This is a genomic window from Sphingopyxis sp., assembly GCF_036261875.1.
Lineage (GTDB): Bacteria > Pseudomonadota > Alphaproteobacteria > Sphingomonadales > Sphingomonadaceae > Sphingopyxis.
The window spans coordinates 1-22,683 of record NZ_DATAJZ010000026.1 but is presented as its reverse complement, the minus strand read 5'-3'; the positions used below and the strand labels follow the sequence as shown (position 1 = coordinate 22,683).

The 22,683-nt window shown below is 66.8% G+C and carries 22 protein-coding genes and 1 tRNA gene; 11 read left to right on the top strand and 12 right to left on the bottom strand.

Annotation, left to right across the window (positions count from 1 at the left end):
* Positions 1-8: 8 nt before the first annotated feature.
* Both VHO04_RS12890 and VHO04_RS12885 read right to left on the bottom strand, forming a co-directional pair.
* Positions 9-818 carry an SDR family oxidoreductase gene (locus VHO04_RS12890; protein ID WP_329628663.1) on the bottom strand — a complete coding sequence of 270 codons (810 nt, stop codon included), beginning with the start codon at positions 816-818 and terminating at the stop codon, positions 9-11.
* A 10-nt stretch (positions 819-828) separates the two neighbouring features.
* Entirely contained in the window at positions 829-1,827 is a 999-nt protein-coding gene (locus tag VHO04_RS12885) for an NADP-dependent oxidoreductase (protein WP_329628662.1), read from the bottom strand.
* Between the two features lie 115 nt (positions 1,828-1,942).
* Between VHO04_RS12885 and VHO04_RS12880 the strand changes: the two genes are divergently transcribed.
* From VHO04_RS12880 to VHO04_RS12840, 9 genes are all read left to right on the top strand, one after another.
* The gene (locus VHO04_RS12880) at positions 1,943-4,066 is read left to right on the top strand and encodes a molybdopterin-containing oxidoreductase family protein (RefSeq protein WP_329628661.1); all 2,124 of its coding nucleotides are present in this window, start codon (positions 1,943-1,945) and stop codon (positions 4,064-4,066) included.
* Positions 4,067-4,075: 9 nt separating this feature from the next.
* The gene (locus VHO04_RS12875) at positions 4,076-5,092 is read left to right on the top strand and encodes an NADP-dependent oxidoreductase (RefSeq protein WP_329628660.1); all 1,017 of its coding nucleotides are present in this window, start codon (positions 4,076-4,078) and stop codon (positions 5,090-5,092) included.
* Positions 5,089-5,865, top strand: coding sequence for a ThuA domain-containing protein (locus VHO04_RS12870; protein ID WP_329628659.1), 777 nt, complete (start codon positions 5,089-5,091; stop codon positions 5,863-5,865). Before VHO04_RS12875 ends, VHO04_RS12870 begins: the two co-directional genes overlap by 4 nt.
* A gap of 75 nt (positions 5,866-5,940) precedes the next feature.
* Entirely contained in the window at positions 5,941-7,185 is a 1,245-nt protein-coding gene (locus tag VHO04_RS12865; protein ID WP_329628658.1) for a cytochrome P450, read from the top strand.
* Positions 7,182-8,243, top strand: a complete 1,062-nt coding sequence (locus tag VHO04_RS12860; protein ID WP_329628657.1) for an acyl-CoA dehydrogenase — start codon at positions 7,182-7,184, stop codon at positions 8,241-8,243. Before VHO04_RS12865 ends, VHO04_RS12860 begins: the two co-directional genes overlap by 4 nt.
* Entirely contained in the window at positions 8,240-8,632 is a 393-nt protein-coding gene (locus VHO04_RS12855; protein ID WP_329628656.1) for an OB-fold domain-containing protein, read from the top strand. The genes VHO04_RS12860 and VHO04_RS12855 overlap by 4 nt, the downstream gene beginning before the upstream one ends.
* Entirely contained in the window at positions 8,629-9,777 is a 1,149-nt protein-coding gene (locus VHO04_RS12850; protein ID WP_329628655.1) for a thiolase family protein, read from the top strand. The genes VHO04_RS12855 and VHO04_RS12850 overlap by 4 nt, the downstream gene beginning before the upstream one ends.
* A gap of 8 nt (positions 9,778-9,785) precedes the next feature.
* On the top strand, positions 9,786-10,994 hold the full coding sequence (locus VHO04_RS12845; protein WP_329628654.1) for an acyl-CoA dehydrogenase family protein: 1,209 nt from the start codon (positions 9,786-9,788) through the stop codon (positions 10,992-10,994).
* A 92-nt stretch (positions 10,995-11,086) separates the two neighbouring features.
* A complete protein-coding gene (locus tag VHO04_RS12840) occupies positions 11,087-11,857 on the top strand; it encodes a helix-turn-helix transcriptional regulator (RefSeq protein ID WP_329628653.1) in 771 nt (256 codons plus the stop codon).
* Positions 11,858-11,960: 103 nt separating this feature from the next.
* Here VHO04_RS12840 and VHO04_RS12835 read toward each other — a convergent pair whose 3' ends face one another.
* The gene (locus tag VHO04_RS12835) at positions 11,961-12,497 is read right to left on the bottom strand and encodes a VOC family protein (RefSeq protein ID WP_329628652.1); all 537 of its coding nucleotides are present in this window, start codon (positions 12,495-12,497) and stop codon (positions 11,961-11,963) included.
* A 99-nt stretch (positions 12,498-12,596) separates the two neighbouring features.
* Between VHO04_RS12835 and VHO04_RS12830 the strand changes: the two genes are divergently transcribed.
* Both VHO04_RS12830 and VHO04_RS12825 read left to right on the top strand, forming a co-directional pair.
* Positions 12,597-13,826, top strand: a complete 1,230-nt coding sequence (locus VHO04_RS12830) for an aromatic ring-hydroxylating dioxygenase subunit alpha (protein ID WP_329628651.1) — start codon at positions 12,597-12,599, stop codon at positions 13,824-13,826.
* A gap of 18 nt (positions 13,827-13,844) precedes the next feature.
* Complete coding sequence (locus VHO04_RS12825) at positions 13,845-15,269, top strand: aromatic ring-hydroxylating dioxygenase subunit alpha (protein ID WP_329628650.1); 1,425 nt, start codon at positions 13,845-13,847, stop codon at positions 15,267-15,269.
* A gap of 186 nt (positions 15,270-15,455) precedes the next feature.
* On the opposite strand, the gene VHO04_RS12820 is transcribed toward VHO04_RS12825, so the two are convergent.
* The 9 genes from VHO04_RS12820 to VHO04_RS12780 form a co-directional block, all read right to left on the bottom strand.
* Entirely contained in the window at positions 15,456-16,376 is a 921-nt protein-coding gene (locus VHO04_RS12820) for an SDR family oxidoreductase (RefSeq protein ID WP_329628649.1), read from the bottom strand.
* Positions 16,373-18,022: an FAD-dependent oxidoreductase gene (locus VHO04_RS12815; protein ID WP_329628648.1), complete on the bottom strand. Its 1,650-nt coding sequence runs from the start codon at positions 18,020-18,022 to the stop codon at positions 16,373-16,375. The genes VHO04_RS12820 and VHO04_RS12815 overlap by 4 nt, the downstream gene beginning before the upstream one ends.
* A 4-nt stretch (positions 18,023-18,026) precedes the next feature.
* Positions 18,027-18,419 carry a nuclear transport factor 2 family protein gene (locus tag VHO04_RS12810; protein ID WP_329628647.1) on the bottom strand — a complete coding sequence of 131 codons (393 nt, stop codon included), beginning with the start codon at positions 18,417-18,419 and terminating at the stop codon, positions 18,027-18,029.
* Complete coding sequence (locus VHO04_RS12805) at positions 18,416-18,646, bottom strand: biotin/lipoyl-containing protein (RefSeq protein ID WP_329628646.1); 231 nt, start codon at positions 18,644-18,646, stop codon at positions 18,416-18,418. Before VHO04_RS12805 ends, VHO04_RS12810 begins: the two co-directional genes overlap by 4 nt.
* A gap of 4 nt (positions 18,647-18,650) precedes the next feature.
* The gene (locus tag VHO04_RS12800) at positions 18,651-19,640 is read right to left on the bottom strand and encodes an alpha-ketoacid dehydrogenase subunit beta (RefSeq protein ID WP_329628645.1); all 990 of its coding nucleotides are present in this window, start codon (positions 19,638-19,640) and stop codon (positions 18,651-18,653) included.
* On the bottom strand, positions 19,637-20,617 hold the full coding sequence (locus VHO04_RS12795; RefSeq protein ID WP_329628644.1) for a thiamine pyrophosphate-dependent dehydrogenase E1 component subunit alpha: 981 nt from the start codon (positions 20,615-20,617) through the stop codon (positions 19,637-19,639). The genes VHO04_RS12800 and VHO04_RS12795 overlap by 4 nt, the downstream gene beginning before the upstream one ends.
* Positions 20,618-21,304 (bottom strand): glutathione S-transferase family protein, encoded by a 687-nt coding sequence (locus VHO04_RS12790; protein WP_329628643.1) that lies wholly within the window; start codon positions 21,302-21,304, stop codon positions 20,618-20,620.
* On the bottom strand, positions 21,273-22,037 hold the full coding sequence (locus VHO04_RS12785) for an SDR family NAD(P)-dependent oxidoreductase (RefSeq protein WP_329628642.1): 765 nt from the start codon (positions 22,035-22,037) through the stop codon (positions 21,273-21,275). Before VHO04_RS12785 ends, VHO04_RS12790 begins: the two co-directional genes overlap by 32 nt.
* Before the next feature lie 189 nt (positions 22,038-22,226).
* Positions 22,227-22,303: transfer RNA gene (locus tag VHO04_RS12780), tRNA-Arg, on the bottom strand.
* Positions 22,304-22,683: the final 380 nt, after the last annotated feature.

Here is a 22,683-nt window from a genome sequence, read left to right as displayed (position 1 = left end):
GCGCCGGCCTAGCTCTGCAATTTCGCCATCGCCGCGCCAACCGCAGCGGCGATGTCATGTTCCTGCGGATTGCCGCGCAGCGTAAGACCACCGTTCGGCTGCAGATTCTCGCCGGTCACGAAGGCCTCGTCGCTCGCGAGCCACAGGCAGGCGTTGGCGACATCCTCCGACGTGTTCAGCCGCCCCAGCGGGTAGCGCGGCAGAAAGGCGTCGACGAGTCCGGGCGTCGCGAAGGCGCCCTGGGTCATCGGCGATTCGGTGAACGCCGGCGAGACGATGTTCGCGCGAATGCCCGCGGCGCCGAAATCATTGGCGACGCAGCGGATCAGCGCCTCCGACCCCGTCTTGGTGCCGATATAGGCGGCGTGGTTGCCGATCGGCGCGCGCGTCGTTGCCGACGAAATCTGGATGATCGACCCGCCGCTCGGCGCGTTGGCGAGCATCGCGCCGACGAAGGTCTGGAGGAAATGATGCACCCCCGTGAATTGCAGCGCGACGATGGTGTTGAGTTCCTCCTCGGTGACGTCGAGCAAGGGCTTGAGCAGCCCCCAGCCGCTCGCGTTCACCGCGATGTCGACCCCGCCCATCGTCGCCTTCGCCGTATCGGCGAGCGCGAAGACCGACGCCCGGTCGGTGATGTCGCAAAGTGCGGCATGACCGTCGATTTCAGCCGCGAGCGCGTCGAGCGGTTCCTGCCTCCGCCCCGCGACCATCACCGTCGCGCCCTCGCGCGCGAAGCGCCGCGCGGTGACCTGCGCCATATTCCCCGTCGATGCCGCGCCGATGATGACGGCGCGCTTGCCGGCCAGCCTGCCCATATCGATCTCCCTAAAGCTTCAAGAGTTGCTTGCCGCGGTTCCGGCCGCTGAACAGGCGCTGCAATGTGTCGGGCGCATTCTCGAACCCGTGCTGCACATCCTCACGATAGGTGAGCCGGCCGTCGCGGACGAAACTTTCGAGGCGCCGGCGGATTTCGGGAAACTCGTTCGCCCAGTCGAGCACGATGAAGCCCGCCATCGATCCGCGGCGGAAGATCAGGTTGAAATAATTCTGCGGCCCCGCAGGCAGCGTCCCCATCTCGTAACGGCTGATCCCGCCGCATACCGCGACGCGCGCGCCGGTCGCGATCTCGCCGAGCATGTCGTTGAGGATCGCGCCGCCGACATTGTCGAAGATCACGTTGACGCCGCCGGGGCAATGCTCGCGAATCTGCCGCCGCACGTCGCCCGCCTTGTAATCGATCGCGGCGTCGTAGCCCGCTTCCTCGACGAGCCAGCGGCACTTGCCCTCGCCGCCCGCGATGCCGACCGCGCGGCATCCGGCGATCTTCGCGAGCTGGCCGACGACCGACCCTGTCGCTCCCGCCGCGCCCGAGACGAGCACCGTGTCGCCCGCGACCGGCCGCCCGACCTTGAACAGCCCGCAATAAGCAGTGACCCCGGTCGTCCCGAGCACCGACAGCATCGCGGTCGGCGGCAGTTCGGTATCGATCTTCACCAAACCCTCGCCGGCCGAGAGATGCCATTCGGTCCAGCCGGTCGACCCCATCACGAGATCGCCCACGGCGAAACCCGGATGGCGGCTCTCCACCACTTCGCTGATCGCGCTGCCGCGCATCACGTCGCCGATCGCCATCGGCGCGACATAGTCGGCGATATTCTCCATCCAGCCCTTCTGCGCCGGATCGAAGCCGAGATAGAGCGTCTTCAGCAGCAATTCGCCCGCGCCCGGCGCGCCGATCTCGGTCTCGACGAGCCGGAAATCGTCCGCCGCGATCCCGCGTCCGCGCGGATGTCCGTTGAGCAGCCACTGGCGCGATGTCGGCATCGATATTCTCCCTGTCCGGCACCGAAATTGCGCCCGCGACGCTTCGCCAGCCACCGCCAAAAGTGCCAGTCGCGCGAAGGGCGTCCGCGCGTAGGGTGCGATCGGGGAGAGACATATGCCCGAGGTCCGCCGCAGTTTCTGCCGATTCTGCCACGCCAATTGCGCGATGCTGGTCACGATCGAGGACGGGCGCGTGACGAAGGTGCAGGGCGATCCCGACGATCCGGTGTTCGGCGGCTATAGCTGCATCAAGGGCCGCCAGCTTCCCGAGGCGCATCATGGCCCGCAGCGGCTGACGGTGTCGCAGAAGCGGGGCGCCGAGGGCTTCGCCGACATCGACACGATGGCCGCGCTCGACGAGATCGCCGCGAAGCTCGGCGCGATCATTGCCGGGCACGGCCCGCACGCAGTCGCCGTCTATGGCGGCACCTACGCCTTCCAGAACAGCGCCGGGGTCGGCAGCGCCCTCGCCTTCGCGCAGGGGCTCGGCACGCGCAACATCTATACCTCGGTGACGCTCGACCAGCCGGCGAAGGTCTATACGACCATGCAATATGGAAGCTGGATGGGCGGGATGCACACATTCGCCGAGGCCGACGTCGCTTTCTTCATCGGCAACAATCCGATCGTCTCGCACTATGGCCCGCCCGGCGGTCTGCCGCCCTTCTCGCCCTCGCGCCGCCTGCGCGATGCGCTGGGCGACGGGCTGAAGCTGATCGTCGCCGACCCGCGCCAGAGCGACGTCGCCGCGCTCGCGGACATCCATCTGCCGGTGCGGCCGGGCGAGGACCCGGCGTTGCTCGCGGGGATCGTCAACGTCATCCTGTCCGAAGGCCTCTACGACCGGGCGTTCGTCCAGCGCTACGTCGATGGCCTCGACGCATTGCAGCGGGCCGTCGCGGCCTTTCCCCCAGCGGCGGCCGCCGCGCGCGCGGGGGTCGAGGAAAATCAGCTCGTCGCCGCGGCGCGGATGTTCGCGAACGGCACCAAAGGCGTCGTCTCGACCGGCACCGGGCCTGAAATGGCAGGCAACGGCACCCTCACCCAATATCTCGTCTCGGCGCTCAACATCCTCTGCGGGCGTTTCTGCCGCGAGGGGGAGAAAAGCTCGATTCCGCGCGTCTTTACCCCCGTCACGCCGCGCCGCGCCGAGGTCGCGCCGCCGATGACGCCCTATGGCAAGGGCTTCCCCGCCTCGCGTTTTCGCGGCCTCACCCATCTCGGCATGGAGATGCCGTGCAACGTCCTCGCCGACGAGATTCTGACGCCCGGCGAGGGGCAGGTACGCGCACTGATCGTGATCGGCGGCAATCCGCTCGTCGCCTTCCCCGATCAGGACAAGATGGCGCGCGCCCTCGCCGGGCTCGACCTGCTCGTCGCGATCGACGTCAACGCCGAGTCCGCGACCGCGAAGCGCGCCGATTATGTCCTCGCGCCCAAAATGTGCCTTGAACGCGAGGATATCAGCAACCTTAGCGAATGGTGGTACGAAATCCCCTACGCCCGCTACACCGAGGCGATGATCGAGGCCCCCGAAGGCCTGATCGAGGAGTGGGAGATGCTCTGGGAACTGGCGCACCGGCTCGGCACCGGCCTGCCGCTCGCGGGTGGCCCCTGCCCGATGGACGAACGGCCGACCAAGGAGGCGTTTCTCGACCTGATGGTCGCGGGCTGCGCAGCGCTGCCGAGCCAGGTGCGCGCCGATACGGTGGACGGCAAGGCGGTAATCTATCCCGAGCTTCACCCGATCGTCGAAGCGGGCGACCCCGACGCGCCCGGCCGCTTCGACCTCGCCGCCGGCGGGATGCCCGATCGGCTGATCGCCTATGGCGCCGCCGACCAGCCGACCCCCGATTTCCCGTGGCGCATGGTGTCGCGGCGGAGCCGGCACCGCTTCAACTCGACCGGACAGAATCTGCCCGCGCTGCGCGCCAAACGCACGACCAACCCCGCCTTCCTGCACCCCGACGACCTTGCGCGGATTCCGTGCGGCGACGGCGATATCGTCCGCATCCGATCGGCGGCGGGCGAGGTCGTCGCGGTCGCACGCGCGGCGCCGAACATGCGCCCCGGCGTCGTGTCGATGGCGCACGCCTTCGGCGATCCCGGCATCGGCCCCGAGGGCGTGCGCGAGCATGGCGCCTCGACCAACCGGCTGGTGAGCGAGAGCGTGCGCTATGACCCCGTCACCGGCCAGTCGCTGCAAAGCGCGATCCCGGTCGCCATCACCCCCGCCTGAGGAGCCCCCATGCCCGACAATCGCCGCTTCCTGCTCGTCCGCCGTCCGAACGGCGAACCGGTGCGGGAGGATTTCTCGCTCGTCACCGAACCCGCCCCCGACCTCGTCGAGGGGCAGTTCCTGATCCGCAACCATTATGCCTCGCTCGACCCCGCGATCCGCGGCTGGATGGACGATGCGCCGAGTTATATGCCGCCGATCCCGCTCGGCGATCCGGTGCGCGCGACGACGGTGGGCGTGGTCGAAGCGAGTAAGGCCGAAGGCTTCGCGCCCGGCCAATGGGTGCTCGGACTGAACGCGATCGAGGACTATTCGGTCGGCGTCGCGGGCGGCTTCACCCAGCCGATCGATGCGGGGCTCGTGCCGTCGGTGACCAACTATCTCTCGGTGCTCGGCGCGGTCGGGATGACCGCCTATTTCGGCCTGATCGAAGTGTGCGAACCGAAGCCGGGCGACGTCGTGCTCGTCACCGGCGCGGCGGGAGCGGTCGGCTCGCTCGTCGGCCAGATCGCGAAGATCAAGGGGGCGGGCAAGGTCATCGGCATCGCGGGCGGCGGCGAAAAATGCGCGCGACTGGTCGACCGCTACGGCTTCGACGCCGCGATCGACTATCGCGGCAAGGACGTCCACGCCATAACCGACGCGATCCGCGCCGAGGCGCCCGACGGCATCGACGTCATCTTCGAAAATGTCGGCGGCGACATTCTCGACGCCGGGCTGATGAACCTGCGCCACGGCGCGCGCATCGGGCTCTGCGGGCTAATCAGCGAATATAACAGCCCCGACAAGGTCGGCGCGCGCAACATCTGGCAGCTCATCGTCCACCGCGCCGCGATGCGCGGGCTGCTCGTCGCCGACTATATCGACCGCTTCGCCGAGGGCGGCGCCGAAATGGCGGCGTGGCTCCAGCAGGGCAGGCTCATCGCCGACGAGCATGTCGACGAAGGGATCGAGAACAGCTTCGACGCCTTCATGCGGCTGTTCGCGGGGAGCAATCAGGGCAAGATGATCCTGAAGATCGCATGAGCGCCGCGCATCGCCTTCTCGTCCTGTCGGGCGGTCATCCCTATGAGGCCGAACCCTTCGCCGCTCTGCTCGCGAGCCTGGACGGCTGGGCGGTCACGCATCTGATCCATCCCGAGGCCGAGGCGGCGGTCGGCGCAGGTGCGGCGGACGACGCCGACGCGATCCTGTTCTATGATATGCCCGGCTACAGCTTCGAGGGCGGCAAGGCCGTGACGCGGCCGCCTTCCTTCCCCTATCGCCGCGCGATCGCCGACCATTTCGCGCGGGGGCGCAGCGCGGTCGCAATGCATCACGCAATCGCGGGCTGGGCCGCATGGCCCGAATGGGCGGCGATGATCGGCGGGCGCTTCCTCTATGCGCCGGGTGAGGCGAATGGTGAGCGGCATCTCGATTCGGGCTATCGCCACGACGTGCGCTACGACGCCGTCGTGCTCGATCCCGGCCATCCGGTGACAGCGGGCCTGCCGCCGCGCTTTCCGCTCCGCGACGAGCTTTATCTCGCGCCGGTGTGGGGCGCGGTGACGCCGCTGCTCCGCGCCGACCATGGTTTCGTCCGCGACAATTTCTATTCGGCGGCACAGGCGGTCGCCGGGCGGATGTTCAGCAACAGCGGCTGGGATCACCGCCCCGAAAGCGACCTGATCGCGTGGGAAAGGCCGGTCGGCAAGGGCCGCCTCGTCTATATCCAGCCCGGCGACGGTCCCGCCGCCTATGCCGATCCCAACCTCCGCCGCCTGATCGCCAATGCACTCGGCCATGTCGCGGCGGCCTAACGAAAATGTGCATCGCGCGGCCCGAGCCGCTGCATATAGTCGGACGCATAAAGAGAAGAACGAGGGAAGAGGCGCGTGAACGACATCGCCGCAGGCAGTTTTTTCGACCCGCAGGTCATCGCGGATCCGTTCGACTATTATCGCGCCTGGCTGCCCAAGAGTCCCGTCGTCCCATTGTCGGAGGGCATGTTCCTTGTCCTCTCCTATGATCTTTGCGTGCAGGCGACGGGCGCGGTCGATATCTTCTCGAACGATTTCCAGGCTACGCTGTCGGGCGCGATGGCCGAGGACGGCGATGTCGCCGCGATCCTCGCCGAAGGCTGGCCGCAGGTCGATACGCTGCTCACCGCCGACCCGCCGGTCCACACGCGCTTCCGCAAGCTCGTCAACCTCGCCTTCTCGATGAAGCGCGTCGCCGCGATCGAGGAGGACATGCGCCGCGTCGTCGTCGGCCTGATCGACGCGATGGCGGAAAAGGGCGAAGGCGATTTCGTCCGCGATTTCGGCATCCCTCTGCCCGTCGCGATGATCGCGGGCCAGATCGGCATGGAAAACGACCTCGACCGCGTGAAACGCTGGTCCGACGCGTTCGTCGACCGGCTCGGGCGGATGATCCCCAAGGAACGCGAACTCGAATGCGCGCGCGAGGTCGTCGAATTCCAGCACCATGTGAAGGCGAAGATCGACGAGCGGCGCGCACGCCGCACCGACGACCTGCTCTCCGACCTCGTCCATGCCGAGGTCGATGGCGAGCGCCCGCTCGAAGACGCCGAAATATTGTCGATCATGCAGCAGCTGATGGTCGCGGGGAACGAGACGACCACCTCGGCGCTCGCGGGCGGGCTGTTGCAGCTCATCGAAAATCCCGACCAGATGGCCAAGGCGGTCGCAGCCGCCGACGCGGGCGACGAGCGCACGATCCTCAACCTCGTCGAAGAGGTGCTGCGCATCGAAAGCCCGACCGCGGGGATGTGGCGCCGGGTGCTGACGGATACCCAGCTCGGCGGCGTCGCGATCCCCAAGGGCGCGATGGTGCAGCTGCGCTATGCCGCGGCGAACCGCGATCCCGCCAGATATCCCGACCCCGACCGTTTCGACATCGAACGCGCCAATGCGCGCAGCCACCTCGCCTTCGGCAAGGGCATCCATATGTGCATCGGCAATATGCTGAGCCGCAAGGAAATGGCGGTCGCCTATTCCGAGCTGCTGACGCGCCTGACCGATTTCCGCCTCGCCGACGGCCACACGCCGAGCTGGCCGCCGAACATGCTGCTGCGCGGCCTCGCCACCCTGCCGATCACCTTCCGGCGGCGCGCATGAATTTCGACCTCGACGACGACCAGCGGCTGACCCGCGACACGATCGGCCGCTTCCTCGGCCCGGTCGATATCGCGGCGCGGCACGCGATGCGACAGGCCGACGGTGGCTATCCCCGCGCGCGCTGGCGCGAGGTCGCCGACCTCGGCCTGCTGGCGCTCGCCGCACCGGCGGCGATGGGCGGCATCGGCGGGACGATGGTCGATCTCGGGCTCGTCGCCGAAGCGCTGGGCAAGGGGCTCGCGATCGATCCCTGGCTCGAGAATGGCGTGCTGCCGATCCGGCTCGCGGCGGCGGCGGGCGACGGCGCGCTGGTCGGGGACCTGCTGGCGGGCGCGCGCTTCGCGGCGGTGGCCTTCGCCGAACCCGGGCGCCGCTACAAGACCGAAGCCACCGCGACCAGAATCGAAGGCGACCGCCTCGTGGGCGCGAAGACCTTCGTCCTCGGCGCGCCGCTCGCCGACACGCTGCTGGTCACGGCGGCTGAAAACCGGCTGGCACGGGTCGCGGCGGATGCCCCCGGCGTCGTACGGCAGGATTATCCGGTGATCGACGGGTCGCGCGCCGCGACGATCGATCTGCACCGCGTTCCTGCCGAATTGTCCGATCTGCCCGCGCCCGGATTCGACCGCGTGATCGGCGACGTCCGCCTGCTCGCTGCGGCCGAGATGCTCGGCCTCGCGCAGGCGATGTTCGACGAGACGCTCGCCTATGTCGGCGAGCGCCAGCAGTTCGGCGCCGCGATCGGCAGCTTCCAGGCGCTCCAGCACCGGCTCGTCGAATGCTATGCCGCGCTCGAGCAGGCGCGTTCGATGGTGCTGCGCACCGCGATGCTCGACCCCGCGACCGACGATGCGAAATGGCCGCGGATCGCCGCGGGCGCCAAGGCCTATGTCGGCGAAGCCGCGACGCGAATCGGGCTGGAGGCGGTGCAGATGCACGGCGGTATGGGCCAGACCGACGAGCTCGCGATCGGCCATGCGCTGAAGCGCGTCATGCTGCTCGACAGGCTGTTCGGCGATCAGGCGCATTGCCTGAACGCTTATGCGAGGGCGGCATGAGCGCGCGCGTCCCGATCGCACCGGGCCTGTGGACCGACGAAGCCGAACCGCGGCTGATCGGCGGCCGCCGCGCCGATGGCGAGATCGTCTTTCCCATGCCCGACGGCGATGCCGCCGCGCGCGCCGAGCCGGCCCTGCTGTCGCGCCGGGGCACGCTCTGGTCGTGGACGACACAGGGCTTCGAACCCAAGGAACCCTATAGCGGCCCGCAGCCCTTTCAGCCCTTCCTGATCGGCTATGTCGAACTGCCCGGCGAAGTGATCGTCGAGACGCGCCTCGTCGATGCCGCCCCGGCCGATCTCGTCATCGGCATGGCGATGACATTCGCCGTCGTCCCCTTCGACGACGCGCGGTCAACCTATGCCTTTCGTCCGGAGCGCCAGCCATGAACGACGACGTCCATATCATCGGCGCCGGTATCCACCCCTTCGGCCGCACCGACGGCCGCTCGGGGCGCGACCAGGGCGTGTTCGCGGTGCGCGCGGCGCTGAAGGACGCCGGGATCGAATGGGGCGACGTCGAATATGCCTATGGCGGCTCGGCGGCGGCGGGATCGGCCGACATCATGGTCAACGAACTCGGCCTCACGAGCGTCCCCTTCATCAATGTCGCGAACGGCTGCGCGACCGGCGGCAGCGCGCTCGCCGCCGCGCGCAACGCGGTTGCCTCGGGCGCCTGCGACATCGCGCTCGCGGTCGGTTTCGACAAGCATCCGCGCGGCGCCTTCAACGCCAAACCCGCCGAATATGGCCTGCCCGACTGGTATGGCGAGACGGGGATGATGCTGACGACACAATTCTTCGCGCTCAAGATTCAGCGCTATATGGCGCTCCACGGCATCAGCCGGCGGACGCTCGGCCTCGTCGCCGAAAAGGCGTTTCGCAACGGCACGCTCTGCGACCATGCCTGGCGGCGCTCGCCGGTCGATCTCGACACGATCCTGAACGCGCCGGTCGTCAACGATCCGCTGACCAAATATATGTTCTGCTCGCCCGCTGAGGGCGCGGTCGCGCTGATCCTCGCCAGCGCGAAGAAGGTCCGCGAACTCGGCGCCGACGCGGTGCGCATCGCAAGCATCGCCTTTCGCACGCGCCCCGAGGGGTCGTTCGAGGTCTTCGCACCGTCGATCCGGGTCGGTGGCGGCGGCAAGCCGACCGAAATCGCCAGCCGCGCCGCTTTCGAGATGGCGGGAATCGGTCCCGAGGATGTTTCGGTCGCGCAATTGCAGGATACCGAAAGCGGCGCCGAGATCATGCACATGGCCGAAAACGGCTTTTGCGCCGACGGCGAGCAGGAGCACTGGCTCGCCGAAGGATGGAGCGAAATCAAAGGCCGGATGCCCATCAACACCGACGGCGGCTGCCTGGCCTGCGGCGAGCCGATCGGCGCCTCGGGCCTGCGGCAGGTCTATGAGAATATGGTGCAACTGCGTGGCCGCGGCGGCGAGCGGCAGGTGCCGAACGGCCCGAAAGTGGGCTATAGTCATGTCTATGGAGCGCCCGGCCTGTCGGCGGTGGCGATCCTCGAACGCTAGTCGAACGCATGGATCTCGATCTTACCAAGGCCGAACTGGAATTTCGCGAGGAGGTCCGCGACTTCCTCCGCACCTCGCTGCCCGACCATGTCCGCGAAGGCGCGCGGCGCACGCCCGGCGTGTTCGTCGAGCCCGACATCGGCCTAGTCTGGCACCGCATCCTCCACGACAAGGGCTGGGTCGCCTATCATTGGCCCGAGGATTGCGGCGGCACCGGCTGGACGCCGATGCAGCGCTATATCTTCGAAAAGGAATGCGCGATCGCGGGCGCGCCGGCGCTGTCGGTGCTCGGCCTGCGCCTCGTCGGCCCGGTTATCTGCGCCTTCGGAACGCAGGAGCAGAAGGACCGCTTCCTTCCCGCGATCCGCGCCGGGACCGATTATTGGTGCCAGGGCTATTCCGAACCGCAGAGTGGCTCCGACCTCGCTTCGCTGCGCACCCGTGCGCGGCGCGAGGGGGGCGACTATGTCGTCGACGGGTCGAAGATCTGGACGACCCACGCGCATCATGCGAACTGGATCTTCTGCCTTGTCCGCACCGACCCCGACGTGCGCAAGCAGGCGGGGATCAGCTTCCTGCTGATCCCCATGGACCAGCCCGGCGTCACCGTCACCCCGATCATCACCATGGCGGGCGATCATGAGGTCAACCAGGTCTTCCTCGACGGCGCGCGCACCCCGGTCGCCAACCGCATCGGCGACGAAGGCCAGGGCTGGACGATCGCCAAATTCCTGCTGGAGAACGAGCGCGGCGGGTCGTTCCACGCGCCGCGGCTGATCCGCGCGATCGACCACCTGGAGGCGCTGGCGGGTATCGCACCGAGCGGGCACAACGGCGCGCTCGCCGGCGATATCCAGGTTGCGACGCGGATCGCTCGGCTGCGGCTCGAGGCCGAGGCGCTCGAGACCACCGAACTCCGCATCCTCGCCGACATCGCGAAAGGGCGCCCGGCGGGGCCGCAGACCTCGCTCGTCAAGCTGCTGTCGTCCGAGCTTCATCAGCGGATCGACGGGCTGGCGATGGATCTGCACGGCTATGACGGGCTGCAACTGCCGACGGCGCGCCCGCTCTACGGCAATGAAGCGCCGCCCGCGATCGGCGACGCCGACGCGCAGATCGCCGCCGCGCGCTACCTCAACAGCCGCGCCTGGACCGTGTTCGGCGGATCGAGCGAAGTTCAGAAAAACATCATAGCCAAGACGGTGCTACGCCTATGACACATGCATTGCGACTTGCCGGTCAGTGTGAAATAGTTCCGGCCATGGGAGCCGAAGCAGCCCGGTTGCCGGACGACGGGCGCCCCCCTCCGATGAGGGTCAGGGCGCTTGTCGAAGCGGTCACGGTCCGCTGCGTGGAGGATATCCATGACGCGGCGGTGCTCCTGCGCGATTTCGCGGCGTCGCACGGCCTTCGCGCCGCGCTCTGCGATGACATCGCGTCCAAGGAAACGATGGTCGATGCCGACGGCGCAGTCCTCGCCGCCGACCTGTTCGGCTGGCTCGGCGACGGCGAGCGCTGGTGGGAGGATCACCGGCTCGCGCTCCATTCGCCCTTGCCGCGTTCGTGCCGCTACGAAAGCGAGCCTTTCTGGTGCAATGGCGATGGCTTTCGCACCGCCAATCCCAACCCCTATCTCGATGATATCGACCTTTCGCGCTATTTCGCCGCGAACGCACGCTACAAGGCGGCGATCGTCGTGCCGGTCCACCTGCCCTTCGGCCAGATTTCGGCGAACAGCTATCATCCGACGAGCCCCGATATCGTCGACCTAAGCGACATGTTCGCGGAAATCGGCCATATCCTCGGCGCGGCGACGCGGCGCTTCATCGCGGGCTATGCCTCGGCGATGCGGACCAAGCGCCGCATCCCCTCCGACTGTGAATTGTCGAAGCGCGAGGTCGAATGCCTGCGCTGGGCGGCGATCGGCAAGACCGACCGCGAGATCGGCATGATCATCTCGCTGAGCCACGCGACGGTGCGCTATCACGTCCACCGTGCGGGCGAGAAGCTGAACTCGGTCAACCGTGCGCAGACGATCTTCAAGGCCGGGCAATTGGGGTATCTGGGAGCGAACAGCTAGGGCCCGTCATTGCGAGCGTAGCGAAGCAATCTCCAGCCGGCGGCAGCGCTCGAATGATGGCTGGAGATTGCCGCGTCGCCTTCGGCTCCTCGCAATGACGAACCTACCCCAGCGATCTTAGCGGTTCGCGCCCGTCCCAGCCCTTGGCCGCGTCGCGCATCATCGCGAACAATTCGCGCGTGCCCGCCTGCGGTTCGAGCAGCTCGACCAGTGTCCCCGGCCCGGTGCCGGGATCGGCATAGATCACCCCGCCCGCATCGCCCACCGGCGCCTCGAAGATAATCTCCGCCCCCAACTTCGCGCAGCGCGCCCGTGCTTCGGCGATCGAATCGACCAGCACGCACACATGGTGCAGCCCCTCGCCCACCGCATAGTCGCCGCGATAGATCGACGGCGCGTCATTCTCCGGCCGGATCAGTTCGATCTGCATGTCGCCCCAATAGCCGAGCGCCATGGTGAAGACGGGATCACTCGGCGCGCCGCGATAGCGGCCGCCGGGAAGCGACATGTTCGGCAGCAGGAAGAAGGGTCCCGCACCCATGACTTCGGTCCAATGCTTCACCGCCGCGTCGAAATCCGACGGCACATAGGCGAGTTGCATGATGTCGCCGAGCGATGCGAGCGTTTCGGGTCCGGCCATCGGTCTCTCCCCTCAAAAGCGATAGCGCACAAGCGCCGGGCTTTGTGCGATAAGCTGTTCGAGACCCGGAATCATACTGGGCAAATTGTGAGGGATGCCATGGCCGAGTCCGATCCGAAGATCGCACCCCAGGACTGGTTCGCCGTCCGCAAACGCAACGCGCGCGCGGGGCTGCGCAAGCTGGTCGCCATCGTCGCCGAAAACCGCACCGACCGCGCGGCCGCGCCGTTGCCGCTGCACAAGTCGGTCTATACCGGCGAAGCGCGCCACGCCGCCGAAATGGCGCATATCTTTCGCGGCGAGCCGATCGTCGCGGGGCTGTCGGGCGACATTCCCGAAGCCGGCGATTGCCTCGTCTTCGACGCGGTCGGTCCGTCGATCCTCGTCACGCGCGGCAAGGACGGCGTCGCGCGCGCCTTCCTCAACATGTGCACGCACCGCGGCGCGAAGCTGGTCGAGGAGCGCGAGCCGTGGCGCGGCGCGCGGCCGCGCATCGTCTGCCCGTTCCATGCCTGGACCTTCGACCCCGCCGGCACGCTCGTCGGCCAGCCGGGCAAGGAAGGGTTCGCGGGCTGCGAGATCGGCGCCCGCAACCTCATCGAACTGCCCTGCGCCGAGCATCTCGGCCTGATCTTCGTCCGCGCCGATCCCGAGGGCGAACCGATCGACGCCGCGGCGCATCTCGGCGATTTCGGCCCCGTCCTCGCCCAGCTCGAACTCCACCGCGCCGAGCCGGTCAAGAAGGGCATCCTCACCGCCGATTCCAACTGGAAATTCGCGCTCGACACCTATGGCGAGGGCTATCATTTCAAGATGCTCCACGCCTCGACGATCGGCGGCACGCATTACAGCGACCGCAACGTCTATGAACCGATCGGCCGCCACCACCGCGTCAGCTTTCCCGACCTGTCGATCGGCGCGCTCGTCGGCAAGGAAGAGAGCGAATGGCCCGAGACCGATTATGGCGGAGTCCATTATCTTTTCCCCAACACCGTCATCTTCTTTGGGGCGGTCACCCCCGGCGTCTATTTCACTCAGGTCTTTCGCCTCTTTCCCGACGGCGCGGGGAAAATGTTTTGCCAGTTCGCGGTCTATGCCCCCTTCGGCATCGAAAGCGACGAGCATCGCGCGATGTGCGAGATGGCCTATGACGCGACCGCGACCGTCGTGCAGACCGAGGATTATCGCGTCGCGAGCAGCGGCTATGCCAACCTGATGACCGCACCCGCCGATTTCCATGTCGTGCTCGGCGCGAACGAGCCCGCGCTGCACGGCGTCCACCGCTCGATCGCCGCGGCTTGCGCCATGCCGCTCGACCAGATCGCCTGACCTTTCCGGAGCCTATCGATGAACGACCTTTCACCTCCCCAGGACCAGAACCGCGACGACCGCTGCCCCGGCACCAGCTACACCGACATGCTGAAGGCCGACACGCGGCGCGCGCCCGATTATCTGCTGATCGAATCGAACCAGGAGCTCGGCGACGCGCCGATCGCGATCGAGCGATATGTCAGCGAGGACTGGGCGAAGCTGGAACGCGAAAAAATGTGGCCGAACGTCTGGCAGTTCGCCGCGCGCGAAGAGGATATGCCCGATCCCGGCGATACGGTCGTCTATGACATCAACGAAAAGAGCATCCTGCTCGTCCGCCAGAAGGACGGGTCGGTGAAGGCCTTCTATAACGTCTGCCTCCATCGCGGGCGCAAGCTCCGCACCGAGAGCGGCCCCGCGGTTAACCTGCGCTGTCCCTTCCACGGCTTTTCCTGGCACCACGATGGCCGCTTCAAGGAGGCACCGTGCGCGTGGGACTTCCAGCATCTCGAAGACAAGGACATGAGCCTGCCCGAATTGAAGGTCGACCACTGGCAGGGGTTCATCCTGGTCAGCGAGAATCATGACCTGCCGCCGTTCCGCGAGTGGGTCGGCGCCGGGATAGAGCATTATGACAATTGGCGGCTCGACGAATGCCACACCGGCGCGTGGATCGGTCGCGTCATCCCCGCCAACTGGAAGGCGGTCTCCGAGGCCTTCATGGAGGCGTGGCACAGCATCGTCACCCATCCGCAGATTCTGGGCTTCACCGCCGACGCCAACACCCGCTACGACCTCTACGGCGATTTCCTCAACCGCGCGATCACCCCGGCGGGGGCGATGTCGCCGCACATCAAGGGCAAGGATCAATTCTATGTCCTGAAGTCGCTCGAGGATTTCATCGGCGCCGGCGACAGCCGCGCGCGGCGCAGCACAGGCTCGCCGCACGACCTCAAGGGTTTCGATCCCGACGACCCGATGCTGGCGCGCAAGCTGCTCGCGCAGGCGAACCGCGACGCCTTTTCGGCGATGAACGGGCATGATTATTCGGACGCGACCGACAGCGAGATGCTCGACAATTTCACCTACAACGTCTTTCCCAACTGGGCGCCGTGGGGCGGGCTGGTGCCGAACATCATCTATCGCTGGCGGCCGTGGGGCGACGTCGACCATTGCCTGATGGAGGTCCGCATCCTGATGCGCACGCCAAAGGGCGAGAAGGCGCCGCGCTCGACGCCGATGCATCTGATCCCCGACGACCAGCCCTTCACCAGCGCGAGCCATCTGATCGGCGCCGCGCTCGCCGGGGTGTTCGATCAGGATATGGAAAATCTGCCCTATGTGCAGGAAGGGATGAAATCGTCGCCGAACGGCGTGATCGAACTCGGCCATTATCAGGAAAGCCGCATCCGGCATTTCCACCGCACGCTGGGGAAATATGTGGGCGGGCAATTGCCGTAAACCGCCCTGAACTGCTTCGCTAAGCTCACAATGACAAATTGATGGATCGAGCCTTGTATCCAACTTACCGTTCCGTTCGTGTCGAGCGCAGTCGAGACACCCATCGGACAAGCGCAAGGCGGATGGGTGTCTCGACTTCGCTCGACACGAACGGCTTCAGACGGTGCGGATTTAACGCTCGGTACGCTAAGCCGAAACCTTTACCAGCGACCAATCCTGCCGCTTCGCCCAGTCGGCGAACGACGTCGGCGTCACGCCGAGCAGACGCGCCGCGGGCACCGCATCGAGCGCGACCGGCGACACCGGCTGGTCGTTGTACCAGCGATAGAATTTCGCCATCCCGTCATAGATGCTGAACGGCCGCACATCGCGCGAGCCCGTCACCAGCTCGCTCATCCGCGCGGCGAATTCGTCGGGCGACAGGCTCTGAAAACGCACCGGGCGTCCGGCCGCGACGCTCAGCCGCTCGGCGACCTCGGCGCCGACCAGCGCTTCGGGTCCGCCGACCGCGATCCGGTCCGCCACCAGATCTTCGTGGAGCAAGGCCGAAACCATATAGGCCGCAACATCCTGAAGGCAGACCCAGCTGATCTTCAGCGTCTCGGCCGCCGGATAAGCGAACACCCCGCTGTTCACGATCGCCGGGCGCGACCAGATGCGGATGATATTGTCCATGAACACCATCGGCTCGATGACGACATAAGGCACGCCGCTGTCGTGGATCGCCCGCTCGATGTCGCGCCGCCCGTCGTGCGCCGAGAGATCGAGGTCGCGCTCGGCGACGAAGCAGCTCGTGTTGAAGACGATCTTGCGCAGGCCCGCAGCGCGCGCCGCGGCGGCGATGTTGCGGCCCATCGTCGCGGCACGGACGCGGTCGAACTCGAACGGCAGGTGCATCGCGAGCGCGTCCTGCCCGCTGAACGCGGTGGTGAGGCTTTCGACATCGAACAGGTCGGCGGCGACTTCGGGGACATCGGGATGCGGCGTCGCCGCCATCGCGCCCGACCGCCGCACCCCGGCGGTCACGGCCAGCCCGAGCGCCTGCAACGCGGCGACCAGCGGAATCCCCTGATCGGCGGGGGCGCCGAGGACGATGACCTTCTTCATGCCGCGTTCTCCACCTGCTTCGCCGGGCAGGCGGCCGCATCGCGCCCCGCGAGGAAGCCGAAGACCATCCCCGGCGCGATCGTCCCGCCGGGCCCGCCGTAGGTCATGCCCATCGCCGATGCCATGACGTTGCCCGCGGCATAGAGGCCGGGGATCGGAACCCCGTCGACGCTCAGCACCCGCGCTTTCGCATCGGTCTGTGGTCCGCCCTTGGTACCGAGCGCGCCGCTCTTGATCTCGACCGCGAAGAACGGCGGCTCGCCGATCGGGCCGAGTGTCGCGGCGGTCGAGCCGCGTCCGTCGGGGTCGCCCCACCATTGGTCGTGCGCCGCGTCGCCGCGCCCGAAATCGGGATCGCGCCCGCTCGCGCAATGTGCGTTGAAGCGCTCGACCGTTGCTTTCAGCGCCTGGGAATCGATACCCAATCGCGCCGCAAGGTCGCTCAGACTCTCGGCGCGCATCGCCCATTGCGGCGGCGCGACGCCGCGCTCGCCGCTGATCATCCCGAAGCCGAAGCGGTCGATATAGCGCTGGTCGAAGATCAGCCAGCACGGCAGGTTCGCATAGTCGAAGGCGCTGACGTCCTGATCGTGGAACGCAGCGCCGATCGCGTTGTAATTCGCCGCCTCGTTGGTGAAGCGCCGCCCCTTGCGGTTGACCATGATCGAATGCGGCAGGCTGCGCTGCCCCGCGACGAGCGTCTTGCCGGTAGAGCACTCGCTTTCGGGCACCTCGGCGACGGGCATCCACCAGGCCTCGCGCATATTGCCGAGCATCGCGCCGACGCGCATCGCCATCCTGAGGCCGTCGCCGGCGTTGGTCTTCGGGCTCAGCGGATGCGTCAGCGGCCCGCGGATGAAGGCGCGGAGCAGATCGGCATCCCATTCGAAGCCGCCGGTCGCGAGCACCACCGCGTCGGCGGCGATCTCGACCGCGCCGGCCACCGTCTCGAAGGCCGCGCCGGCGACGCGATCCCCGTTCATCAGCAGCCGCACCGCGCGATGGCCGGTCCTGGGCTCGATCCCGCGATCGAGGCAAGCGCGCAGCAAGCGCCCGACGAGCGCCTGCCCGCTCCCGCGGAGGTCGCCGTCGATCCGGCGCTGCAGCTCTTCGGGCGCGAGCGGCGCGGGCTTCGCCTGCCCGAGCGGCGTGTCGTAGATCGAGAAATGCGGCGAGGGATAATAGGGCGACATGGTCACCTTCGCCGCCCACGCGCCCAATTCGTGAAACGAATAGAGCGGGCAATCGAGCGAGCGCCCGCCGTGCGGCATCCCGCCGGGAAATTCGGCATGATAATCGGGAAACTCGGGGATCGGCCGGAACTGCACCGGCGTATTCGCTTCCAGAAACGCCACCATGTCCGGCCCATGGTCGAGGAACGCCTCGACCAGAGGCTGCTGCATCAGCCCGTGCGACATCGACATGAGATAGGTCAGCGCCTTGGCGCGGCTGTCCTCGACGCCCAATTCAGCTTCGTGATGATTGTTCGGAATCCAGATCATCCCGCCCGACCAGGCGGTCGTGCCGCCGACCTGATCGCCCTTCTCGAACAGCGAGACCCTCGCTCCGGCTTCGTGCGCCGAAATGGCGGCGGTGAGCCCTGCACCGCCGGTGCCGAGGACGAGGACATGCGGCGCGTCTGCCATCGCCTTATGCCTGCAACTGGCCGACCATGGCGGCAGTGTCGAAATAATGGATGCGCATCGACGCCATCTTGCCGGCATCGTCGAAACGGGTGACCTCGGCGATATGCGTGTCGAACCGCTTGCCCGACGCGCGCGCCGTCACCGTGAAGTGAAGCAGCGCAACGGTGTATTGTTCGCCGCCGACCAGTTCCTGCCACGCGACGACCGGATCGTCCCAATAACCCATGACATGCGCGTAGAGCCGCTGGAGCGCGTCGCGCCCGCGCCATTCGCCGCCATAGGGAAGCGAGGCGGGTTCGTGGATGACGAAATCATCCGCCATATAATCGGCAACCGCGTCCCAATTGCCCTTGGCGACTTCGGCATACATCGCCTTGCTGGCGTCGAGCGGCGTCATTCGATCGTCCCGACGAGCGCACCGACCGGATAGACCGCGCCCTCCATCCCCGTCGGGCGAATGGTCCCCGCGACCTGCGCCTCGACCTCGACCGTCGTCTTGTCGGTCTCGACCGTATAGATGACGTCGCCAACCTCGACCCGCTCGCCGTCGCCGACCATCCATTCGGTCAGCGTCATTTCGGTCGCCGACATGCCGATCTTCGGGATGCGCAATTCCTCCGCCATCGCCTCAGCCCTTCCAGTTCACGGCGGCGCGCACCGCATCGGCGATCGCATCCTTGTTCGGAATCCAGGCCTGTTCGAGCGCATTCGCCATCGGCACCGCCGAGAAAGCGCCGCCGATGCGCGTCACGGGGGCTTTCAGCTTGCCGAACAGCGCTTCGTTGAGGCGCGAGGCGATCTCGGCGCCGGTGCCATATTGCTTGACCGCCTCGTGCAGCACGACCGCGCGGCCTGTTTTTTCCACGGACGCCGTGACCGTCGCTTCGTCATAGGGGGCGATGGTCCGGAGATCGACGACCTCGACCGAAATCCCTTCGTCGGCGAGCTTTCCCGCGACCTCGAGCGCGTCGAGCACGGTGCGGCCATAGGTGACGATCGTGCAGTCGCTCCCCTCGCGCGCCACCGCCGCCTGGCCGAGCGGCACGACATGCCCCGGCCCCGGATCGTCGGACTTCAGGCCATAGCAAAGGATATTTTCGATGAAGATCACCGGGTCGTTGCACGCGATCGCCGCGCGCATCAGCCCCTGCGCATCGGCGGCGTTCGACGGGGTGACGATCTTCAGCCCCGGCACATGCGCGAACCAGGCCTCCAGCATGTCCGAATGCTGGCCGCCGAACCCGACCCCGACGCCGGTCGTCGTGCGAATCACCAGCGGCACATTCGTCTGCCCGCCCGACATGAAGCGCAGTTTCGCTGCGTGATTGACGATCTGGTCCATCGCGACGGTGGTGAAGTTCATCAGCATGATCTCGGCAATCGGGCGAAAGCCCGCGAGCGCCGCGCCGACGCAGGCGCCGACGATCGCCTGCTCCGAAATCGGCGTCGCGCGGATGCGCTGCTCGCCATATTTTTCGGTGAGGCCGGACGAGATTTTGAACACCCCGCCACCCTGCTTCGCGCCGACGTCCTCGCCGAGCAGGATCACGCCCTCATCCTCGGCCATCGCCTCGTCGATGGCGCGGTTCAGCGCCTGCGTCATCGTGATCTGGCTCATGCCGCAATCTCCTCTTCGAAGACATCCTTGCGGATTTCCTCCGGCCCCGGCAGCGGACTGTTCGCGGCGAACTCCGCCGCCGTGTCCATCTGCGCGTCGAGGTCGGCGACGATAGCGTCGAGCTCGGCCTCACTGAACTGGTGGTCGAGCATCAACTGGCGCAGCCGCGGCAGCGGGTCTTCGGCCGCCATTTCGGCGAGATGCTCCTGCGGCATGTAGGAGAAGTCGGCGCCGAAGAAATGCCCCATCATCCGGTAGCACATCGCCTCGATCAGCGTCGGCCCCTCGCCCGCCCGCGCGCGGACCGCCGCCGCCCTGGCCGCCTTGTAGGTCGCGATCGCGTCGTTGCCGTCGACCTTGACCCCCTGCATCCCATAAGCGGCGGCGCGGGTGACGATCGAATCGACCTTCGTATGGTCGGCAAAGGCGGTGTGCTCGCCATAGCGATTGTTCTGGCAGAGGAAGATGACGGGCAGTTTCCAGAGCTGCGCCATATTCATCGCCTCGTGAAAGGCGCCGATATTGGTCGCGCCGTCGCCGAAGCAGACGATCGTCACCTTGCCGTCGCCGCGGTTCTGCGACGCGAGCGCAAGGCCGTTGGCGATCGGCAGCCCCGATCCAACGATCCCGGTGGTCACCATCACCCCGCTTTCGGGATGGGTGATGTGCATCGACCCGCCCTTGCCGCGGCAGGTGCCGCCCGCCTTGCCCGCAATCTCGGCGAACAGCGGGTTCAGCGGCACGCCCTTGGCGATCTGGTCGTGCTGGCCGCGATAGGTGGTGACGAGATAATCCCCGGGTTCGAGCGCGGCCATCGCCGCCGCCGACACCAGTTCCTGCCCGCGCACCGTGTAATACATGACCGCCAGCTTGCCCGTCATCAGCAGCGAACGGAATTTCTCGTCGGCGCGCGCGACGCGCATCGTCCGGGTATAGATATCGCGCAACGTGTCGCGATCGATCGTCGTATCGGTCATTCAGCTGTCTCCGATGCCCTGCTGGGGGTTGGCGCTGGCGGCAGCGCTGGGTCGCGCATCGACGCGGCCTCGCCACGCGGCGAGATGGGCGAGCGCGGGGTCGAGCGACTGGCCGACCGCGCCGCCAAACTCGACGAAGGAATAAAGCAATATGTCGGCGAGGCTGAAGCGCGCACCCGCCACCCACGGCCCCGCGCCGACGATGCCGTCGATCTGCGCCAGCCCGTCGGCGGCGAGCCGTTTCAGGTCGGCGGCGGCATCGGGCAGGCAGAGCAGGCGGCTCTCGAACATCGGCAGCCCCTCGGCGCCGCGAAAGCCCGCGGTCATCGGCACGACGACGAGCTGGTCGATCATCCGCACCAGCATCCGCGTCTGCGCCCGCTCCTCGGCCGCCCCGCCGAGCAGCGCGTGCGCGGCCCGCGTCTCGTCCAGATATTCGCAGATCGCGATGCTCTCGGCGATACAGCGGTCGTCGTCGAGTTCGAGCAGGGGGGTGTGGCCCAGCGGGCTTTTGGCGCGAAAATCGGGCTGGCGGTTCTCGGCCGCCATGATGTCGACGAACTGCCGGTCGACCGTCAGCCCGGTCTCGGCGAGATACATCAGCACCACGCGCGGATTGGGGCCGAGCGACTGATAGAGCTTCACCGCGCTCGGCCTAGAATTGGACGCGCTTGGTGAAGCCGCCATCGACGACGAGATGCGCGCCGGTCATATAGGGGCAGGCGGGTGAGGCCATGAAGACGATCGCTTTCGCGACCTCCTCGGGCTCGCCGAAGCGCCCCATCGGCATCTGCGCGAGCGTCGCATCGTAAAGCGCCGGCACCGCTCCCTTGATCGTCTCCCAATTGCCGCCGGGATAATAGATGGCGCCCGGCGAGACGATGTTGACGCGGATGCCCCGCGGCGCGAGCGCCTGGCTGAGCTGGGAGCCATAGGTGATCAGCGCGGCCTTCAGCGCATTGAACGCCTGCGGAACGATGAAGGTCTCGACCGCCGCGGTCGACGACATGAAGATGATCGATCCCGATCCCGACGCCGCGAGCGCCTCGGTCAGCGTCTCGACCCCATGCACCGCGCCCATGATGTCCATATCGAGCCCGCGTTGCCAATCGCCGGTTGCGCCCTGCCCCGACGAGCTCGCGGTGTGGATGAAGATGTCGCAGCCACCGAGCGTATCGCATGCCCGGGTCAGCCAGTCGCGATAGCCGTCGGGATTGCCGGTCATGTCGAATGGCTCGCCATGCACCTTGCCCGGCCCCGCGGCATCGATCGCCGCGACCGCCGCCTTCACCTTGTCGGCATCGCGCGAAAGAAAGGCGACGTCGGCGCCTTCGGCCGCAAAAATCTTGAGCGACGCGAGCCCAAGCCCATGCGCCCCACCGTTGATGATCACCTTCTTGCCGGCCAGACCCAGATCCATCGCATCCTCCTCATCCGAATTTTGCGAGAAAGAGTAACGCGATCCTCCGAGCCGAGACATCAGCAAAAATGGGAGCGGGCAACGTGCTTTCGGCGGCGGCCGCGCGAAAGCCGTGCGTGATGGTCGCGCATCAAGACCCCGCGCCTTCGCGGCGGCGCCAAGTCGGCTCGAACGAGCGAAAGAAAGGAATGGCGCACCCGACAGGATTCGAACCTGTGACCTTCGCCTTCGGAGGGCGACACTCTATCCAGCTGAGCTACGGGTGCTTCGCGGCGGTGCCTAGCCGGTCGAACGGGCATCGGTCAACGGATTCGATGAGGATAGAGTCGACTGATCGGTTAGCGACCGCGCTACCCTGCTCCAATCCTTCGTACGCTATGATACTATGCGGTATGCTTACGCGGATGAATTTGACCAAATTGGCTCACGGCGAACAGGAATAAATTTATTTATATATCAGAGGTTTGGGTTGCCTATTACGCTAAGATTTGGGACTTGACCTCTGCCTTCGGAGCAATTTAAGCTGCCCATCCGAAAAACGCGATAGGGCACGCTATGGTACGCTATCCACCTGAAACCACTGGATATTTCGAGTTTAGGGAGCGACGTTCTTATCCGATATCCCGCTTCAATTTCCGCGCTGCTG